General features: G+C 72.2%; 18 protein-coding genes. 10 read left to right on the top strand and 8 right to left on the bottom strand.

Annotation, left to right across the window (positions count from 1 at the left end; translation table 11 throughout):
- Nucleotides 1–100: 100 nt before the first annotated feature.
- The 4 genes from AB0A90_RS22125 (at nt 101) to AB0A90_RS22140 (ending at nt 3,203) form a co-directional block, all read left to right on the top strand.
- Nucleotides 101–604, top strand: coding sequence for a pyridoxamine 5'-phosphate oxidase family protein (locus tag AB0A90_RS22125; protein WP_357250927.1), 504 nt, complete (start codon nt 101–103; stop codon nt 602–604).
- A 171-nt stretch (nt 605–775) separates the two neighbouring features.
- Complete coding sequence (locus AB0A90_RS22130) at nt 776–1,804, top strand: 6-phosphofructokinase (RefSeq protein ID WP_357251422.1); 1,029 nt, start codon at nt 776–778, stop codon at nt 1,802–1,804.
- A gap of 117 nt (nt 1,805–1,921) precedes the next feature.
- Complete coding sequence (gene proC / locus AB0A90_RS22135) at nt 1,922–2,740, top strand: pyrroline-5-carboxylate reductase (protein ID WP_357250930.1); 819 nt, start codon at nt 1,922–1,924, stop codon at nt 2,738–2,740.
- Nucleotides 2,741–2,852: 112 nt separating this feature from the next.
- Nucleotides 2,853–3,203, top strand: a complete 351-nt coding sequence (locus AB0A90_RS22140; RefSeq protein WP_357250933.1) for a DUF2203 domain-containing protein — start codon at nt 2,853–2,855, stop codon at nt 3,201–3,203.
- A 151-nt stretch (nt 3,204–3,354) separates the two neighbouring features.
- Here the strand turns inward: AB0A90_RS22140 and AB0A90_RS22145 are convergent, their stop codons facing one another.
- Both AB0A90_RS22145 and AB0A90_RS22150 read right to left on the bottom strand, forming a co-directional pair.
- Complete coding sequence (locus AB0A90_RS22145; RefSeq protein WP_357250936.1) at nt 3,355–4,059, bottom strand: class F sortase; 705 nt, start codon at nt 4,057–4,059, stop codon at nt 3,355–3,357.
- Entirely contained in the window at nt 4,029–4,898 is an 870-nt protein-coding gene (locus AB0A90_RS22150; RefSeq protein ID WP_357250939.1) for a DUF4397 domain-containing protein, read from the bottom strand. Before AB0A90_RS22150 ends, AB0A90_RS22145 begins: the two co-directional genes overlap by 31 nt.
- A 300-nt stretch (nt 4,899–5,198) precedes the next feature.
- Between AB0A90_RS22150 and AB0A90_RS22155 the strand changes: the two genes are divergently transcribed.
- Nucleotides 5,199–6,800: a glycosyltransferase 87 family protein gene (locus AB0A90_RS22155; RefSeq protein ID WP_357250942.1), complete on the top strand. Its 1,602-nt coding sequence runs from the start codon at nt 5,199–5,201 to the stop codon at nt 6,798–6,800.
- Nucleotides 6,801–6,827: 27 nt separating this feature from the next.
- Here the strand turns inward: AB0A90_RS22155 and AB0A90_RS22160 are convergent, their stop codons facing one another.
- A complete protein-coding gene (locus AB0A90_RS22160) occupies nt 6,828–7,502 on the bottom strand; it encodes an NADPH-dependent F420 reductase (RefSeq protein WP_357250945.1) in 675 nt (224 codons plus the stop codon).
- A gap of 375 nt (nt 7,503–7,877) precedes the next feature.
- On the bottom strand, nt 7,878–8,366 hold the full coding sequence (locus AB0A90_RS22165) for a glutathione peroxidase (RefSeq protein ID WP_357250948.1): 489 nt from the start codon (nt 8,364–8,366) through the stop codon (nt 7,878–7,880).
- A 168-nt stretch (nt 8,367–8,534) separates the two neighbouring features.
- Here AB0A90_RS22165 and AB0A90_RS22170 point away from each other — a divergent pair, with 168 nt between their 5' ends.
- From AB0A90_RS22170 to AB0A90_RS22185, 4 genes are all read left to right on the top strand, one after another.
- The gene (locus tag AB0A90_RS22170) at nt 8,535–10,166 is read left to right on the top strand and encodes a glycosyl hydrolase family 18 protein (protein WP_357250951.1); all 1,632 of its coding nucleotides are present in this window, start codon (nt 8,535–8,537) and stop codon (nt 10,164–10,166) included.
- Between the two features lie 182 nt (nt 10,167–10,348).
- The gene (locus tag AB0A90_RS22175; protein WP_357250953.1) at nt 10,349–10,873 is read left to right on the top strand and encodes a hypothetical protein; all 525 of its coding nucleotides are present in this window, start codon (nt 10,349–10,351) and stop codon (nt 10,871–10,873) included.
- A 68-nt stretch (nt 10,874–10,941) separates the two neighbouring features.
- Nucleotides 10,942–12,348 carry a class II 3-deoxy-7-phosphoheptulonate synthase gene (locus AB0A90_RS22180; RefSeq protein ID WP_357250956.1) on the top strand — a complete coding sequence of 469 codons (1,407 nt, stop codon included), beginning with the start codon at nt 10,942–10,944 and terminating at the stop codon, nt 12,346–12,348.
- A gap of 96 nt (nt 12,349–12,444) precedes the next feature.
- Nucleotides 12,445–13,476 carry a GntG family PLP-dependent aldolase gene (locus AB0A90_RS22185; RefSeq protein ID WP_357250959.1) on the top strand — a complete coding sequence of 344 codons (1,032 nt, stop codon included), beginning with the start codon at nt 12,445–12,447 and terminating at the stop codon, nt 13,474–13,476.
- A 122-nt stretch (nt 13,477–13,598) separates the two neighbouring features.
- Here AB0A90_RS22185 and AB0A90_RS22190 read toward each other — a convergent pair whose 3' ends face one another.
- Together AB0A90_RS22190 and pknB are read right to left on the bottom strand one after the other, a co-directional pair.
- The gene (locus tag AB0A90_RS22190; protein ID WP_357250960.1) at nt 13,599–14,480 is read right to left on the bottom strand and encodes a deoxyribonuclease IV; all 882 of its coding nucleotides are present in this window, start codon (nt 14,478–14,480) and stop codon (nt 13,599–13,601) included.
- Complete coding sequence (gene pknB / locus AB0A90_RS22195) at nt 14,480–16,462, bottom strand: Stk1 family PASTA domain-containing Ser/Thr kinase (RefSeq protein ID WP_357250963.1); 1,983 nt, start codon at nt 16,460–16,462, stop codon at nt 14,480–14,482. The genes AB0A90_RS22190 and pknB overlap by 1 nt, the downstream gene beginning before the upstream one ends.
- A 177-nt stretch (nt 16,463–16,639) precedes the next feature.
- On the opposite strand from pknB, the gene AB0A90_RS22200 reads away from it, so the two are divergent.
- Nucleotides 16,640–17,029: an Rv2175c family DNA-binding protein gene (locus AB0A90_RS22200; protein WP_357250966.1), complete on the top strand. Its 390-nt coding sequence runs from the start codon at nt 16,640–16,642 to the stop codon at nt 17,027–17,029.
- A gap of 127 nt (nt 17,030–17,156) precedes the next feature.
- Here AB0A90_RS22200 and AB0A90_RS22205 read toward each other — a convergent pair whose 3' ends face one another.
- Nucleotides 17,157–18,239, bottom strand: coding sequence for a polyprenyl synthetase family protein (locus AB0A90_RS22205; protein WP_357250969.1), 1,083 nt, complete (start codon nt 18,237–18,239; stop codon nt 17,157–17,159).
- 58 nt (nt 18,240–18,297) lie between these two features.
- Nucleotides 18,298–18,717, bottom strand: coding sequence for a helix-turn-helix domain-containing protein (locus tag AB0A90_RS22210; RefSeq protein ID WP_357250972.1), 420 nt, complete (start codon nt 18,715–18,717; stop codon nt 18,298–18,300).
- Nucleotides 18,718–18,728 lie beyond the last annotated feature (11 nt).

The raw sequence follows: 18,728 nt of genomic DNA on the forward strand, positions 1-18,728 counted from the left end.
CCTTCGGAACCACCACGGGCAAGCAGCCATCAGCCACACCCCACCGCTCCGGGCATCCGAGACATCGATCCCGGACATCAACAATCTTATGGAGAGTGCCATGAGCAACCAGCCGACCAGCGCCGCCGAGGCTCGGGTCCGGGTCACCGAGCTGGCCCGGGCGGCGCGGATCTGCATGCTCACCACGACCGCTCTGGACGGGCGGCAGGTGAGCCGGCCGATGGGGCTCCAGGAGGCCGAGTTCGACGGCGAGCTGTGGTTCTTCGCCTCCGCCGAGTCCGCCAAGGTCCGCCAGCTCCGGGTCAACCCGGAGGTCAACGTCGCCTTCTCCGACCAGAAGCACAACGCCTGGGTGTCGATCTCCGGCACCGCCACCGAGGGGTTCGACCGGGAGCGCGCCGAGCGGCTGTGGAACCCGCTGCTCAAGGCGTGGTTTCCCGATGGGCTGGACACCCCGGGACTCACCTTGATCAAGGTGCACGCCAGCTCCGCCGAGTACTGGGACCCAGCGAACAGCGCCGTGGTCAACCTGCTCGGCTTCGCGAAGGCCGCCGTCACCGGGCGGCCTCCGAAGGCCGGGGAGAACCACGAGGTGACGTTCTGAGCAGCGCTCGTCGGCCCGCCGCCCCGGGGCGCGCTGTCGTCGTACCGGCGGGCCGACTACAGTGCGCAGTGACGGCCCGCCCCGGGCCGGCAACGGCGCCGATGGTCTGATCTGACACATATCCTGGGGCAATTCGGGCTTTACCTGATGCTCCAGGAGGATGAGCGGATCATGCGTATCGGCGTGCTCACCGGCGGCGGCGACTGCCCCGGTCTCAACGCGGTCATCCGGGCGGTGGTCCGCAAGGGCGTCGCCACCTACGGTCACGAGTTCGTGGGCTTCCGGGACGGCTGGAAGGGCCCGCTGGAGGGTCTGTCCCGGCCCCTCGGCATCGCGGACGTCCGCGGCATCCTGCCCCGCGGCGGCACCATCCTCGGCTCGTCCCGGACCAACCCGTTCAAGATCGAGAACGGCGTCGAGCGGATCAAGGACAACCTCGCCGCCCAGGGTGTCGACGCGCTGATCGCGATCGGCGGCGAGGACACCCTCGGCGTGGCCACCAAGCTCTACGAGCTGGGCGTGCACGTGGTCGGCGTGCCGAAGACGATCGACAACGACCTCGGCGCCACCGACTACACCTTCGGCTTCGACACCGCGGTCAACATCGCGATGGAGGCCATCGACCGGCTGCACACCACCGCGGAGAGCCACCACCGCACCCTGGTCGTCGAGGTCATGGGCCGGCACGCCGGCTGGATCGCCCTGCACGCCGGCCTGGCCGGCGGCGCGAACGTGATCCTGCTGCCCGAGCGGCAGTTCGACGTCGACCAGGTGGCCGGCTACGTCGAGAAGCGCTTCCAGCACCAGTACGCCCCGATCGTCGTGGTCGCCGAGGGCGCCCAGCCGCTGGACGGCCAGATGGTCCTCGCCAACCAGGAGCTGGACTCGTTCGGCCACGTCCGCCTCGGCGGCATCGGCCAGTGGCTCGCCGAGCAGCTGGAGGCCAAGACCGGCAAGGAGGCCCGCACCGTGGTGCTGGGTCACATCCAGCGCGGTGGCACCCCGACCGCCTTCGACCGGGTGCTCGCCACCCGCCTGGGTCTGCAGGCCATCGACGCGGTCAACGACGGCGACTGGGGCAAGATGGTCGCGATGCAGAGCACCGACATCGTCCGGGTGCCCCTCGCCGAGGCCACCCGCGAGCTGAAGACCGTGCCGCTGGAGCGGTACGTCGAGGCCGAGGTCTTCTTCGGCAGCTGATCGACGGTTGACGGCACGGCGGGCCCGCGGGTCCGCCGTGCCGCGACCAGACGTTCGACGGCGTACCGGGCTCGCGGCCCGCTGCGCCGCAGCGCGACGCGAGGGGGAACGGCCGACATGTCCGCCGGGGTGCACACGGTCGCGGTCATTGGCGCGGGCAAGATCGGTGAGCTGATGCTCTCCGGGCTGCTGCGCTCGGGATGGCCGGTGGACCGGCTGCTGGCCACCGCCCGCCGGCCGGCCCGCGCCGAGGAGTTGACCGCCCGCTACGGCGTACGGGTCGTCGACAACCTGACCGCGGTGGACGAGGCGGCGGTGCTCGCGGTCTCCGTGAAACCGCAGGACGCCGCCGCGCTGCTCGACGAGATCGGCCCCAAGGTGCCGGCCGACAAGCTCGTCATCTCGCTCTGCGCCGGCCTGCCCACCAGCTTCTTCAACCGCCGGCTGCCCGACGGCACCCCGGTGGTCCGGGTGATGACCAACACCCCCGCGCTCGTCGACGAGGCGATGACGGCGATCTCGGCGGGCGCGCACGCCACCGGGGCGCACCTGGCGTTGGCCGAGGAGATGTTCAAGCCCCTCGGCCAGACGATCCGGGTGCCCGAGTCACAGCAGGACGCCGTCACGGCGCTGTCCGGCTCCGGGCCGGCCTACTTCTACCTGCTCGTCGAGGCCATGATCGACGCGGGAATCCTGCTCGGGCTGCCCCGGCAGGTGGCGCACGAACTCATCGTGCAGACCGCCATCGGCTCCGCGGTGATGTTGCGGGACTCCGGGGAACACCCGGTCAAGCTGCGCGAGGCGGTCACCTCGCCGGCCGGCACCACCATCTCCGCGATCCGCGAGTTGGAGAAGCACGGCGTACGGGCGGCGCTGCTCGCCGCGCTGGAGGCCGCCCGGGACCGTGCCCGGGAGCTGGCCGCCCAGGCCGACTGACCGTCGCGCGCCGCTGTCCGGTTGGTCCGTCTCCGCCCGTGGAGCGCTCACCGTTCTGCGCCGGTGGCCCTCGGGGTGCGTCATGGGGCCGTGTGTGCCGCATACTGGCCCGGTGTTCACACTTGCCCAGGCCCGGCACCTGGTGGCCACCCTGCAGCCGCGCGTCGACGAGTTGATCCGGGTCCGGGCCGACCTGGCTGAGCTGCAAGTCGACCTGGCCGACCACGGCGTGAGCGCGCTCGGCGGGCTGGCCGAGGTCAAGGGGCTGGAAGCTCGACTGCACGCAGTCGTCGACGAGCTGCACCAGCACGACATCCAGGTCAAGGGCATCGCCCCGGTCCTGCTCGACTTTCCCGGCGAACGCGCCGGCCGCGCCGTGCTCTGGTGCTGGCTGGAGGGCGACTCCGACGTGCGCTGGTACCACCGCGCCGAGTGCGGCTTCGCCGGCCGCCGCCCGCTCTGACCCGGCCGTCACGCTGGGTCGAGCGCTTGATCCACTCGGGGTTCTGAAAGTCGCGGCATCAGGGCGCGCCGGACACCGCGACTTCCGGGAAACTGAGTTGATCAAGCCGCACGGCGGGCGTCGGGGCGTGCGCGGGCGTCAGGCCGTGTGGTCAGCCTGCGGCGGAGTCCGGCAGTACCGGGCTGGCGGCCTCGGTCACCGCGAACACCACGACGTTGTCGCGGTAGTGCCCGCTCCGCCGGTCGAAGTCACCCCCGCAGGTGACCAGCCGCAGCTCCGCGCCGGGCGTCGGCCCGTAGACCGCCTCCGTCGGGAAGTGGTCCTTGCGGGTCCGCAGCGAGCCGGTCACCCGGAACGGCAGCCGCTGCCCGCCGCGCCACACCTCGACGCGGTCACCGGGGCGCAGCTCACCGAGCCGGGCGAACACCGCCGGTCCGCTCCGCGAGTCCAGGTGCCCGGCGAGCACTGCCGGCCCGGTGTCGCCCGGGGCCGGGCCGCCGCCGTACCAGCCGGCGGTGCCGAAGTCACTCGGCGGGATCAGCGCACCGGCCTGGTCCAGGCCGAGCACGGTGAGGGTGGAGTCGACACCGATGCGCGGTACGCGTACCCGCGTGGGTGGACCGTGTGGCGCGGGCGCGGCGGCCGTCGGTGGGCACTCGTCGGTGCAGCCGGGGTGCCAGGTCGCCGCCGGGGGCGGCGGGTCGGCGTCGGCCAGCCCGATGCCGGCGCCGGCGGTCAGGCAGACCGCCGCGCCGGCCGCGACCAGCGCGGCCGGCAGTATCCGGCGGTCACGATGCCGCCGGATCGACGGATCGGCCCGGGTGGTCACCAGGTGGTGCGCCGCCGCCGGCGCCACAGCAGCAGGGTCACCGCGACGGCCGCCGCGGCCAACCCGCCGGCCACCAGGGGGTACGCGCCGAGCCCGTTGCTGGCGGTGCCGCCGGCGCCGGTGTCCACCCCGCCGGCGGGAACGACGGTGCCGCCCTCGGCGTCGCGGCGCAGCTCGGCGGTGAGCCCGCCCTGCTTCGCGTCGAGCACCAGCAGCGAGTAGACCGCGCCGCCGGTGAGCCGCACCTCGGCGTTGGTGCTCGGCCCGTCGGCACCCGCCAGCCGCAGCCGCCAACTGCCCGGCTCGACCTGCTCATACTCGGTCGTGGAGGCGAACTGCACGTCGTTGGCGATCACCGGGCCGTCCGCGGCGGCGACGTCCAGCACCGGGGTACGCACGGAAGCCTGCACGACACGCACCTTGGCGCGGCCCTGCGTGGGCGCGCTGAGGTCGTCGTTGAGCACCCGCAGGCCCAGGTCCGCGTGTCGGCCGACACCGGCCACGGTGTACGCGTCACCGCTGGTGACCGCGACTTCGGTGGTGAGCACCGCGGGTTCGGTGGCGGGAGCGCCGGCCTCCCGCATCGCCACCGCGTACCGGCCGGGCGCCAGCTCGAAGTAGTCGGAGACCACGCCGTAGCCGACCCCGGGGAAGACCCGCGGTTTCGCGGCGCCCGGCGCGGCCAGGTAGACGTCGACGGCCGGGGTGTCCGGGGAGAGGTGGGCGAGCCGGACGTAGCCGACGGTGTCCGCACCGGTCGCGGCGCTGGCCGGCATCGGCGTGCCGGCTGCGGCGAGGGCGGTGCTGAGCAGAAGAGCGCCGGAGCCGGCCAGCAGCCGGCGGGGGGCGGTACGGAGCGTGAGCATCTCGCCTCCGGGAGCACGTTTGGTGAGCGGGCGGCAACCCAGAGAACAGGGTCCCGTGTGCGGGACTGCAACGCAAGTTGCCGCATCGATGTTTTCTGTCGCCGTCCCGACCCTCGCTCGCGGGGGCTCAGGGCTGGCGGTCCGCGTGGGCGTCGTACGCCGGTGTGCTCGTCGTTCCCATCGGTCGATGCTAGGAAGCGGAGCCGTTCGTGCCGTGCCCGTTCTGCCGAGGGCAGAGACTGCCGGCGTCTGCCACCGCGGGGGCCGATGCGGGCGGCCGCGCTCGCCTATTCTCGGGCGATGCGGGATCGCCGGGTGGCGCTGGTGTGGACGGCCTTCGCCGTCGTCGCGTCGGTGTCCTGCGTGCTCGTCCTGCGGCGCGAAGACCGCCTCTCCGACCTGCACATCTACTACGGCGCACTGTCCGATCTGCTCGCTGGTCGTCCGCTGTACGAGTTCCGGGCGGCCAATGGCGGGCCGTTCACGTATCCGCCGTTCGCCGCGCTCGTGCTGGGTCCGATCACCGCCGTGAGTGAGGGCGTACTCCAGGGGATCTGGCTGGTCGCGACGTGCGCGGCGGTCGTCGCCATCGCCGGGGCGGTGGGTGTCGCGCTGACCGCCTGGCGGTCCCGGCGGCCGCTGGTGGTGGCGGTGGCCGCCACGGTGCTGATGCTCTCCGCGCCGGTGCAGAGCAATCTGCGCTTCGGTCAGGTAAGCGTCTTCATCGTGTTGATGGCCCTGCTCGACGGGATGGGCGTCGGCCCGCCCCGGCTGCGCGGGATGCTGGTGGGGGTCGCCGCGGCGATCAAGCTGACCCCGCTGCTGTTCGTGGTCTACTTCCTCGCCACCGGCCGCTATCGCGACGCCGGCCGCGCGGTGGCGAGTTTCCTGGCCGGTGCGGGTCTCGCCGCGGTGGTGCTGCCCGCCGAGAGTTGGACGTACTGGACCGAGGCCGTCCGGCAGACCTCGCGGATCGGCAACCTCGCCTCGCTGGGCAATCAGTCCCTGCACGGGATGTTGCTGCGCGTCGGTGTGGACGAGACGACGTTGCCCCTGCTCTGGGGCGCTCTGGTGGCGCTCGTGTGTGCGGCGGCGTTGCTGCGGGCGCGACAGTTGGCGGTGCGGGGCCGTCCGGGGCACGCGGCCGTGCTCGTCGGCTGCGCCACCGTCGCCGCGTCCCCGGTGTCCTGGACCCACCACCAGGTCTGGCCGGTGCTCGCCGCGATGCTGCTGATCGGCGCGTCCGGTGTCACCCAGCGGGCCGCCGGCGTGGGGTTGCTCGCCGCCATGGTCGTCTCGTTGGGTGCGGTCCTCAGCCCGGTGTCGACACGGCCGGGTGTGCAGTTCCTCTTCGAGAACGCTCGCGCGATCGGCGTGAGCCTGCTGTGTCTGGTCGGCTTCGGCGGTGTCGCGGTCGCCGCCAGCCGGACGGCTCGGCGGTCGGCCGGCGGGCGGGGCTGGGTGCGGGTGGGCGTCACGGCGACGGTGGCGCTCGCGTTCTTCGCCGTGCAGCCGCTGCCCGCCGGGGCGGACCCCACCTTCAAGGCGTACGCCCTCGACGACGTGGTCAACCCGCGTTACTTCTTCGTCTGCCGTGGCCCGGTCGAGTGCGCCGCCTACGGCACCGACGCGCCGGTCACCTTCGGCACCCGCGCCGAGAAGACCAAGGTCCGGGTCAACGGCGTGGTCTCTGCGCAGGTGACCCGCCTGGAATACTATTCCGCGCCCGGTGGGGCGCCCCGGGCCATCCCGCTGCTGGACGCGTACCCGGGCAGTCGCACGTTCTCGTTCCGCTCGGCGAACATGGCCCAGGGGCGGCTCGTCGCGTACGCCTCGGGCGGCCAGCCGATCGCCAGCTACGACGAGGAACTCGCCGCCGCCCTCCGGACGGCCACCCGGTAGGCGGTCGCGGGAGGGCGGCGGGTCAGCTCAGCGGGTCGCGGCGGCCAGGGCGGCGCGCAGCTTGTCGGCGTCACCAGGTGCCGGGTGCTCCCAGTCGGTCGGGCTGGCGGAGTAGAGCGTGCCGTACGCCGGGGTGTCCGGCTGGTAGCGCCACCCCTCGGCCAGCGGGCCGACGTCCACCGCGTCGTAGCCGATCCGGTCGAGGAAGGCGGTCACCTCGGCCTTCGCGGCGGCGTCGTCGCCGGCGATGGCGAGGGCGCTGCGATCGGCGGCACCGGACGGGCGGGGGAGCGCGGCCAGGCCCTTGTAGTAGATGTTGTTGAAGACCTTGACCACCCGGGAGTCCGGCAGGTGCCGCTGGAGCAACTCGCTGCTGGTGGTCTCGCCCGAGTCCAGCTCGGGGAAGGTCCCGTCGCGCTGCGGGTAGTAGTTGTTGGTGTCGATGACGACCTTGCCGGCCAGCGGCTCGACGGGCACCGCGCGGTACGCCTTCAGCGGCACGGTGACCACCACCAGGTCGCCGACCTGCGCCGCGTCCTGTGCCGTGCCGGCGCTGGCGTGCTCGCCCAACTCCTCGACCAGGTCCTTCAGCGTCTCCGGGCCGCGTGAGTTGCTCAGCACCACGTCGTAGCCGGCGTCCACCGCCAGCCGGGCCACGGTGCCGCCGATGTTGCCACTGCCGATCAGTCCCACAGTTGTCATGTTGGTTCCCAACTCCGTCCACCCACGACGCATTCCCGACCAGTCCGGTGGGTTATTTTCGATGCCCGCTGGCGGGTAGCCGCGCGGCCTTCGTCGTTCCGGTGGGTGCCTGGTCGCGCCGCGAGCCGCCCCGCACAACGTACTGCTCGCGCTTGTCGCCGACCGGCTTCCCGCAGACATGCCACCCGACGGTGACGGGCGGTCCGTGCGGCCGGGCGCGGTGATCGCCGGTCGTCCTGCGGCGCGGACAACCCGGCAACATCGCGCTGGATCCTGGATGTAGAGGCATCCGCACTCACGGAGGCCACTAGATCCAGGATCGAGCGTGATCAAGGCGGTGCCGGGCGAGCCGGGGCGCGCCCGGGCGCTTGGGCCTCAGGCGGGGAGGGCCTTGTCGATTGCCGCCTGGAGGTCGGTGTCCTCGGGGGTGACCGTGGGGGCGAAGCGGGCGGCGACCGTGCCGTCCGGGGCCACCAGGAACTTCTCGAAGTTCCACCGGACGTCCCCGGTGTGCCCGTCGGCGTCCGGGGTGTCCACCAGCGCGGCGTAGAGCGGGTGTCGGTTGGGGCCGTTGACGTCGACCTTCTCGGTCAGCGGGAAGGTCACCCCATAGTTGACCTGGCAGAAGTCGCTGATCTCGGCGGCGCTGCCCGGCTCCTGCCCGGCGAACTGGTTGCACGGGACACCGAGCACCACCAGACCGCGCTCGGCGTAGGTGTCGGCGAGTGTCTGCAGGCCGGCGTACTGCGGGGTGAGGCCGCAGCGGGAGGCCACGTTGACGACCAGCAGCGCCTTGCCGCGGTAGCGGGCCAGGTCGGCGGGCCCACCGTTGAGGGCGTCGATCGGAATGTCGAAGACGGTCATGGCCCGAGGCTACGCGCCGACCGGGCGGTGGCCCGGAGGCGGGCGGAGCGGGTGCAATCCACACATCAAGGGAAATCGAAACATGCACATCTTGACGAAGTGATGACGCCGTGAGTACCGTCTCACCATCTCTTTTGGAAAGTTTCCTAACAGTTCGGGAGACGCCTTATGAAAAGATCGCTCCGCCGGGCCCTCTGGGCCGGTGCCGTGGTCGCCGTGACCGTCGCCGCGGTGCCGATGACCACCGCGTTCGGCGCCGGCAGTGTCACCACCACGTTCACCAGAGCACAGGACTGGGGGACCGGTCACGAGGCGAGGGTGACGGTCACCAACGGGTCGAGTGCCACCGTCACCACCTGGCGCATCGAGTTCGACCTGCCGTCGGGCACCACCATCAGCAGCGCCTGGGACGCCGACGTGACCAGCAGCGGCAACCACTACGTCGCGGTCAAGAAGAGCTGGGCCGGTGGCCTCGCCCCGGGTGCCTCCTTCAGTTGGGGTTACAACGGCACCGGCGCGTACAAGGCGCCGCTGAACTGCACCGTCAACGGCGCACCCTGCGGCGGCGGCACCCCGACCAGCCCGCCGACCACGAGCGCGCCGACCACCGCCCCGCCCACCACGGCGCCGCCCACCACCGCGCCGCCCACCACGGCACCCCCGACCACCAACCCGCCGAACCCCGGTGGCAAGAAGGTCGTCGGCTACTTCGCCGAATGGGGCGTCTACGGGCGCAACTACCACGTCAAGAACATCCAGACCAGCGGCTCCGCCGCCAAGCTGACCCACATCCTGTACGCCTTCGGCAACACCACCGGCGGCCGCTGCTCCATCGGGGACAGCTACGCCGACTACGAGAAGGCGTACACGGCGGCGGAGAGCGTGGACGGCGTCGCCGACACCTGGGACCAGCCGTTGCGCGGCAGCTTCAACCAGCTGCGCAAGCTCAAGCAGCTGAACCCGCACCTCAAGGTGATCTGGTCGTTCGGTGGCTGGACCTGGTCCGGCGGCTTCACCCAGGCCGCGCAGAACCCGGCCGCGTTCGCGGAGAGCTGCCACAACCTGGTCGAGGACCCGCGCTGGGCGGACGTCTTCGACGGCATCGACGTCGACTGGGAGTACCCGAACGCCTGCGGTCTGACCTGTGACACCAGCGGCCCGAACGCGTTCAAGAACGTGATCGGCGCGCTGCGGTCGAAGTTCGGGTCCAGCGCCCTGGTCACCGCCGCCATCACCGCGGACGGCAGCAACGGCGGCAAGATCGACGCCACCGACTACGCCGGGGCCATCGGCAACCTCAACTGGCTGATGCCGATGACCTACGACTACTTCGGCGCGTTCGCCGCCCAGGGTCCGACGGCGCCGCACTCGCCGCTCACCTCGTACACCGGCATCCCGCAGCAGGGCTTCAACTCCGACGCGGCGATCCAGAAGCTCAAGAGCAAGGGTGTCCCGGCCAGCAAGCTGCTGCTCGGGATCGGCTTCTACGGCCGCGGCTGGACCGGTGTCACCCAGGCCACTCCGGGTGGCAGCGCCACCGGCGCGGCGCCGGGCACCTACGAGGCGGGCATCGAGGACTACAAGGTCCTCAAGAACACCTGCCCGGCCACCGGCACGGTCGCCGGCACCGCGTACGCCAAGTGCGGCAGCAACTGGTGGAGCTACGACACCCCGTCGACCATCAACGGCAAGATGACGTACGCGAACAACCAGGGCCTCGGTGGCGCGTTCTTCTGGGAGCTCTCCGGTGACACGAGCAACGGCGAGCTCATCGGCGCCATCAAGGGCGGCCTCGGCTGAGCCGAAGGTCGACGCACCACCCACACGGCGGGGAGGGGCCCGCACCGCTCCTCCCCGCCCGTGAGACGACGGCCCGGTCGACGCCCAGCGTCGGCCGGGCCGCCGTTCGTTGGGTCGGACCAGCTCGATGTGGCAGACTCGCGGCTCGGCAGGTCTCGATCGCACCGTCGACGGAGGTGGTCATGCGCCCGATCCGCCGCAGGCTGGCGCCAACCGCCGCCGGGCTGATGCTGCTGCCGGTCGTCCTGGTCGGCTGCGGGATCGGCGACGACGACGCCAAGGAGAAGCCACCGGCCAAAACCGCGCGTGCCCCCGCCGAGGAGGCCGCCGCCCGCTCCCGGGAGCGCGTGCAGGCGTACCTCGACGCGATGACCGCGAAGGACGTCGCCGCCGGCCGGAGCCAGCTCTGCGCCGTCCTGCACGACGGCTTCGACCTGGCCGCCACCGGTCCCAACGGCGACTTCGCCGATCACTTCCAGGTGCCCGAGGCGGCCATCACCGCCATCCGGTCCGGGCCGCTGGGGCAGGAGGTGAGCGTGTCGGTCTCGGTCACCTCCGGCAAGCGCACCGTCGCCCGGCCGCTGGTGTTCACCGTCACCCGCCAGGGCAGCGACTGGTGCATCGCCGGAGAGGCGCCGGGTGAGCCGGACGCTTCGTCGCCGAAGGCGTCGCCTCCACCCCGCCCTGGGTCGAGTCCGGCGGGTTGATCTCCCATCTGCCGGAACCGTCCCCCTCGCCGCCCGGTCACCCCGACCGTCGCCGTACGCTTTCTGTCATGCGCCATGAGTGGCATCAGCTGAGCCATCCCGCGGTGGGCAGCCCGGGCCTGCAGACCAGCCGACCGACAGTCGACTCCGCCGAGGACGCCGCGCTCGGCCTGGATCGATGGCGGGAGCTGCCCCGCGAGCAGGTCCCGCCGTGGTCCGACCCGGCGGCCGTGGCCGCGGTCTGCAAGGTCCTCGACACCGTGCCGTCGGTCGTCGCGCCCTACGAGGTGGACCAGCTCCGGCAGAAGCTCGCCCTGGTCTGCGAGGGCAAGGCGTTCCTGCTCCAGGGCGGTGACTGCGCCGAGACGTTCGTGGACAACACCGAGAGTCACCTGCTGGCCAACGCCCGCACCCTGCTCCAGATGGCGATCGTGCTCACCTACGGCGCGTCGCTGCCGGTGGTCAAGGTCGCCCGGGTCGCCGGTCAGTACACGAAGCCGCGCTCGCTGCCCACCGACGCGCGCGGCCTGCCCGCGTACCGCGGCGACATGATCAACTCGCTGGAGGCCGACCCGGCCGCCCGGATCGCCGACCCGCAGCGCATGATCCGCGCGTACGCCAACTCGGCGGCGGCGATGAACATGCTCCGGGCGTACCTCGCCGGCGGGCTCGCCGACCTGCACGCCGTACACGACTGGAACAAGGGCTTCGTGAAGAGCTCCCCGGCCGGGGAGCGTTACGAGGCGATCGCCCGGGAGATCGACCGGGCGCTGGCCTTCATCCGGGCCTGCGGCATGACCGACGACGAGGCGCTGCGCACCGTCACGCTCTACTGCTCCCACGAGGCCCTGGCCCTGGAGTACGACCGGGCGCTCACCCGGGTCTCCGACAGCCGGGCGTACGGGCTCTCCGGGCACTTCCTCTGGATCGGCGAGCGCACCCGGCAGATCAGCGGCGCGCACATCGACTTCATCTCCCGGATCGCCAACCCGATCGGCGTCAAGCTCGGCCCGACCACCTCCCCGGACGAGGCGATCGAGCTGTGCGAGAAGCTCAACCCGGACAACATCCCCGGCCGGCTCACCCTGATCAGCCGGATGGGCAACCACCGGGTGCGCGACGCCCTGCCGCCGATCGTCGCCAAGGTCACCGCCGCCGGCGCCAAGGTGGTCTGGCAGTGCGACCCGATGCACGGCAACACGCACGAGTCGTCCAACGGCTACAAGACCCGGCACTTCGACCGCATCGTCGACGAGGTGCTCGGCTACTTCGAGGTGCACCGGGGGCTGGACACCCACCCCGGTGGCCTGCACGTGGAGTTGACCGGCGAGGACGTCACCGAGTGCCTGGGCGGCGCCCAGGGCATCGAGGACCTCGACCTGCCCGACCGGTACGAGACCGCCTGCGACCCCCGCCTGAACACCCAGCAGTCGTTGGAGTTGGCGTTCCTCGTAGCGGAGATGCTCCGTGGCTGACGCGAGGAGTGAGCTTGCGAGCCCCGCAGTCGGCAGCCGAAGGGACAACAGTGGCTGAGCTTGCGGGCCCCGCAGTCGGCAGCCGAAGGGAAGATCATGGCTGATCTGTTCGTGGACCTGCGTTCCGACACGGTGACCCGACCTACGGCCGGGATGCGGGAGGCGATGGCCACCGCCGAGGTCGGTGACGACGTCTACGGCGAGGATCCGACGGTCAACGCGCTGGAGGCCGAGGTCGCGGCGCTGTTCGGGCACGAGGCGGCGCTGTTCGCTCCGAGCGGGTCGATGGCCAACCAGATCGCCCTGCAACTGCTGGTGTCACCCGGCGACGAGTTGCTCTGCGACGCCGACGCGCACGTGGTGACGTACGAGATCGGCGCCGCTGCCGCGTACGGCGGTATCTCCTCGCGGACCTGGCCCGCGGTCGGCGCGGACATCGAGCCGGAGAGGGTGGCCGCGATGATCCGGCCGGACGGCTACTTCGCCGTCCCCACCCGCGCGATCGCCGTCGAGCAGACCCACAACCGTGGCGGTGGCGGGGTGATCCCGCTGGCCACCCTGCGGGACCTGCGCGGGGTCGCCGACGACGCGGGCGTCGCGTTGCACTGTGACGGCGCCCGGATCTGGCACGCGCACGTCGCCGACGGGGTGCCCCTGATCGAGTACGGCCGGCTGTTCGACACGCTGTCGGTGTGTCTCTCCAAGGGCCTCGGCGCTCCGGTCGGCTCGCTGGTGGTGGGCAGTGCGGAGAAGATCGAGCGGGCCCGGATGATCCGTAAGCGGATGGGCGGCGGCATGCGTCAGGCCGGCATCCTCGCCGCCGCCGGCCGGTACGCGCTCGCGCACCACATCGACCGGCTGGCCGATGACCACGCGAGGGCGGCCCGGCTCGCCGAGGCCGTCGCGCCGTTCGGTGTGCTGGCCACCACGGTCCGCACCAACCTGGTCGCGCTGGACCTGACGAAGCACGCACTGGACGCGCGTGCCCTGGCCGCCGCCGCGCGTGCCGAGGGCGTACTCGTGTCGGTGCTCGGCCCCCGTACCGCCCGCCTGGTCACCCACCTCGGCCTCGACGACGCGGACATCGACCGCGCGGTAGCGGCCCTGCCCCGCATCCTCACCGCCTGAGCCCGCTCCTGGTGATCAAGAGGTTTGCGTCAGATTCCGGCTTCCGGATGACGCAAACCTCTTGATCAAGCCGGCGGAGGGCGGGGCGGCGGGGCGGCGGGGGCGGGCTTGGTGGGGCTTGGTCAGGTTGGCGGGGCCGGGCGGAGTCGGGTGAGGGTTTCGATGTCGGCCTCGTGGCCCTCATGTTTGTCGCCGCTCGGGGTCTCCACCACGATCGGGACGCCTGCGGTCGCCGGGTGGGTCATCAGCTCGGCGAAGGCGGGCTCGCCGATGGTGCCCTTACCGATGTTCTCGTGCCGGTCCCGGGTAGAGCCGCACAGATCCTTCGAGTCGTTGGCGTGGACCAGCCGCAGCCGGTCCGCGCCGACCGTGGCCACCAGGGTGTCCAGCGTCGCCGTCATGCCGCCCTCGGCAGCCAGGTCGTGGCCGGCGGCCCAGGCGTGGCAGGTGTCGAAGCAGACTCCGAGCATGGGGTGCCGGTCCACCGCGTCCAGGTAGGGTCCGAGCTGCTCCACCCGGGAGGCCAGGGACCGGCCGCCGCCGGCGCTCGGCTCGACGAGCAGCATCGGCCCACCGGCGTCGGCGGACCAGTCGAGAAGCGGCAGCAACTCCCGGCGGACCTGTCGCATCGCCGCCTCGGCGTGCCCCTCGTCCACCGAACTGCCCGCGTGGAAGACCACCGCCCGTGCGCCGATCGCGACGCCCCGACGCAGGGCGTGGGCCAGGGTCTGCGCCGACTTCTCGACCGTCGCCGGGGTGGGCGAGCCGAGGTTGACCAGCAGCGAGGCGTGGATGAACGCCGGAATGCCCCGCTCGGCGCAGCCGTCACGGAACAGGGCGTCCTGCACGGGGTCACCGCTGGGCAGCGCCCAGCCCCGTGAGTTGGAGACGTAGACCTGCACCACCTGGGCGCCGGTCGCGTCGACGTACGGCAGGGCGGCCTTGGCCAGCCCACCGGAGGTCGGCGTGTGCGCGCCCACCGGACGCGAGGTGACCGCCGGCATCAGAAGCACGTGAGGGTGACCGGGGTGCCCGGCGGCACCTGCGAATTCTCGCCCGGAATCTGGATCCGGACCACGGCGTTGGGGTTGACCGCGACCGTCACCGGGAAACCCTGGCTCTCCAACGCCTGCTTGGCCTGCTGACACGGCAGGTCGACCACCCGGGGCACGACGATCGCCGCCGGGCCCTTGCTGACGTCCAGCTTGACCTGGGTGCCCTTCTCCACGCCGGCACCATCGGCGGGGCTCTGGCCGAGGATCTCGTCCCTGGGCTTGTCGGAGTCCTTGTAGGTCTCCACCAGCACCAGGTTGAGCCGGGCCAGGGTGGCGCGAGCCTCGTTGAGGTTCTTGCCGACCAGGTTCGGCACCGTCACCGGTGCCCTGCCCCGGCTCAGGATGACGGTGATCTTCGCGCCGGGTTTGACCTCGGCGCCCACCTTGGGGGAGGTGTCCAGCACGACCCCGGCCGGCAGGTTGTCGTCGTAGCGGGAGGCACCCTTGGCCACCACCAGCTTCACGTTGACCAGGTCCGCCTCGGCGAGCTCGAACTCCTTGCCGATCACGTCCGGCACGGGGAAGCGTTCCGGGCCGAGGGAGAGGGTCAGGGTGATCGCGTCACCCTTGACGATCTTGGTGGAGGACGCCGGTTTCTGCTCCAGCACGCTGTCCTTCGGGGCCTGCTCGTCGAAGCGTGGCTCACCGTACTTCAGGGTGAGCCCGGCACGCTCGGCCTGCGTCTGTGCCTCGGCCTTGCTCAGGCTCACCAGCTGCGGGGCGTCCGTGTAACGGCCGACGCCGAACCACCAACCCCCGATCGCGGCCACCAGGCCGAGCGTCACCACCACGGCCGCGACGGCCAGCCGGCCGCGCGGGCTGGCCAGCAGCGTGCTGCGCAGCGCGGTGAGCCGGGATCCCAGCCCCGCTTCGGGCTCCGGGGCGGCCCGTCGCCGACCCGGCCCCTGGGCGGCGCCCTCGGGCAACCGCGCCCAGGACGGGCGGTCGGAAGGGCGGACCGTCGCGACCACCATTGTCGGCTGGGAGAGCGGCTCGCCGCTCACCGGGCGGAGCACGGCGGTGTGGCTGTTGGCGTCGCCCAGGCGATCCCGGGCGACCTGCACCTCGGCCAGCAGCGCGCCGGCGTCGGCGGGCCGCGCGTTGGGATCGCGCCGAGTGGCCCGCTGCACCAGGTCGTCGAGGACCGGCGGCAGGCCGGGCACCAGCGTCGAGGGTGCCGGTACGTCCCGGTCGACGTGCTGCCAGGCGACGTCCACCGGGCGCTCCCCGTCGTACGGCACGCGGCCGGTGAGCATCTCGAACAGCACGATGCCGGCCGAGTAGACGTCGGTACGGGGATCGGCGCGGCCCTCGGTGACCAGCTCCGGGGCGACGTACGCCACGGTGGCCATCAACTGGTTGCCCTGCTCCTCGTCGGCGCTCGCCTCGACCGCCCGGGCCAGCCCGAAGTCGGCCACCTTGACCACGCTGTCGACCAGGTTGGCCACACCACCGGTGGGGGCCTCGGCCACCAGCACGTTCTCCGGCTTGACGTCGCGGTGCACCAGGCCGGACCGGTGCGCGGCGGCGATCGCGGCGAGCATCTGCTCGGCGATGGCCAGCGCCTCGTCCGGGTTGAGCCGGCGTCGCTCGGCCAGCACGTCGCGCAGCGTACGGCCGCGGACGTACTCCATCACCAGGTACGGCAGACCGGCGTGCGTGCCCTGGTCGTAGACCGCCACCACGTTCGGGTGGGTCAGCCGGGCGATGGTCTTCGCCTCGTCGGTGAACCGGGCCACGAAGTTGGCGATCCGGGCCCTGGCCTCGGGGGCCTGGGTCGGATGGATGATTTTGACAGCGACGGTGCGCTCAAGGCGCTCGTCGGTGGCGGTGTACACGGTCGCCATGCCACCACGGGCCACGCGACCGCGAATGCGGTAGCGCCCGTCGATCAGCGAGCCCAGCAACGTGTCGGCGACCTGAGTGTCCATCGGCAGGGAGTCTATGTGTCCAGGGGGTGAAGGTTGAACAGGATGCTACAGCCGGACGTCGAACGGGTCCGTCCCGCTGCGCTCACCGCTGCCTTATCCGCGGGCCAGCGGCGCCACGAGAGCGGTCGTCCGGGGTGCCGGTGGCCCGTCGCGACGGTGGCGTGGCAGGGTGGTCGGGTGACCGAACCCGTACCCGACCAGGCCGTGCCCAGCCTGGAGCTCGCCGGACCCGCCGACCCGGCCGGCTGGCTGACCCTGCCCGACGTCGCCGAGCGCCTCGACGTGTCGATCAGCAAGGTGCACCAGATGATCCGTGACCGGGAGTTGCTGGCGGTCCGCCGCGACGGCATCCGCCGCATCCCGGCGGACCTGGTCGCCAACGAGACCGCGCTCAAGCACCTGCCCGGCGTGCTCAACCTGCTCACCGACAACGGCTACGACGACGAGGCCGCCCTGCGCTGGCTGTACGAGCCGGACGACACCCTCCCCGGCAACACGCCGGCCGCAGCCCTCTCCGGCGACCAGGCCCGCGAAGTAAAACGCCGAGCCCAAGCCCTAGGCTTCTAGCCCCCCACCCCACCCGGCCGCCCCGGCCGTTTCTGCGCGTCGATCATGAGGTTATTGCCACGCCGAGGCGGGTGGCGATAACTCCATGATCAATGCGCAGAAACGGGCCAGGGGCCGGGACGCGGGGTTAGTCGGCTCGGCGGGTTGCGGCTATGGCCAGGTCTACCAGGGCCTGGCGGGCCTCGGTGTCCAGGTCGACGGCGGTCAGGGCCGCCAGCGCGGCGTCGGTCAGCGTGACGATCCGCTGCTCGGTGCGGGCCAACGCCCCGCTCGCGGTGATCAGCTCGCGGAGCCGAGCCACTCCCCGCTCGTCCAGCTCAGGGTCGCCGAGTTGGCCCAGCAGCAGCTCACGCCCGGCGTCGTCGGTGGCCTCCACGGCCGCCGCCACCAGGTAGGTGCGCTTGCCCTCGCGCAGGTCGTCCCCGGCCGGCTTGCCGGTCAGCGCCGGATCACCGAAGACACCCAGCACGTCGTCGCGGAGCTGGAACGCCTCACCCAGCGGCAGCCCGTACGCCGAGTAGCACGCCCGTACGTCTGCCGTCGCGTCGGCCAGCGCGGCGCCGAGCAGCAGCGGACGCTCGACGGTGTACTTCGCCGACTTGTACCGGGCGACCTTGCTGGCCCGTTCCACCGAGGTGTCGCCGGTGACCTGCGTCAGCACGTCGAGGTACTGCCCGACGGTGACCTCGGTGCGCATCTCGTCGAAGACCGGTCGGGCCCGCGCCAACGACCACAGGTCCAGCCCCGCGGAGTGCAGCAGCTCGTCGGACCAGACCAGGCACAGGTCGCCGAGCAGGATGGCGGCGGCGTCGCCGAAGCCGTCCGGGTCACCGCCCCAGCCGGCCTCCCGGTGCCGTGCGGCGAACCGCCGGTGCACCGCGAGCTCGCCGCGTCGGGTGTCGGACCGGTCCATCAGGTCGTCGTGGATCAGGGCACTGGCCTGGACGAACTCCAGCGCGGCCAGGGCGGTGAGCACCTCGTCGCCGTCGAGGCCGCCCGCGCCCCGAAACCCCCAGTACGCGAATGCCGGGCGGAGCCGTTTGCCGCCGCCGAGCACGAAAGCCTCGATCGCCTCGGCCACCGGGGCCAGGGCGTCATCCACGGCGGCGAGTCGCACGCGTTGGCCGGTCAGGAACTCGCTGAGGGCTTTGTCGACGCGCTGCCGTAGGCCGGCACGGTCGACGGGAGAGACGGGGGCAGCGTGGGTCACGTACCGACGCTAGCCGGTCGCTCCGGTCCGCGCCCCGGTGCCACGCGTAGGGCCGGTGTCAAAGCCTCTTGCCGGACCGCCGTCTGGCCTCCGCCTCGGCTCGACCGAGGACTGTGCCACCGGCCCTGGTCCCGTCGGTGCGACCGGGACCGGTGCGCCCCGCCGGTCGCGTGCCGGCCGCCGCGGTGCGGCCCGGTCCGGGGGCGCGCGTGGCGCCGGCCCGGCGGGTGCCCGCGGCGGCCTCGGTGAGGGTCACCAGCGGCACGTCCAGGACGACGGCGAGCCAGCCGAGCCAGAACCCACCGGGAACACGACGCTGTCGTTCCCACCGGGACACCTCGTGCCGGCTCAACGTCGGCACCCCGGCGGCGGCGCACAACTCGGCGGCGGCCCGCTGCTGGCTCCAGCCACGGGCCAGCCGGCACCGGGCCAGCAGCGGGCCGAGCTGCGCCGGGCGCGGCGATCGGGGCGCGGTCATGGGTCCTCCTG

The organism is Micromonospora sp. NPDC049204, from assembly GCF_040647935.1.
Classification (GTDB): domain Bacteria; phylum Actinomycetota; class Actinomycetes; order Mycobacteriales; family Micromonosporaceae; genus Micromonospora.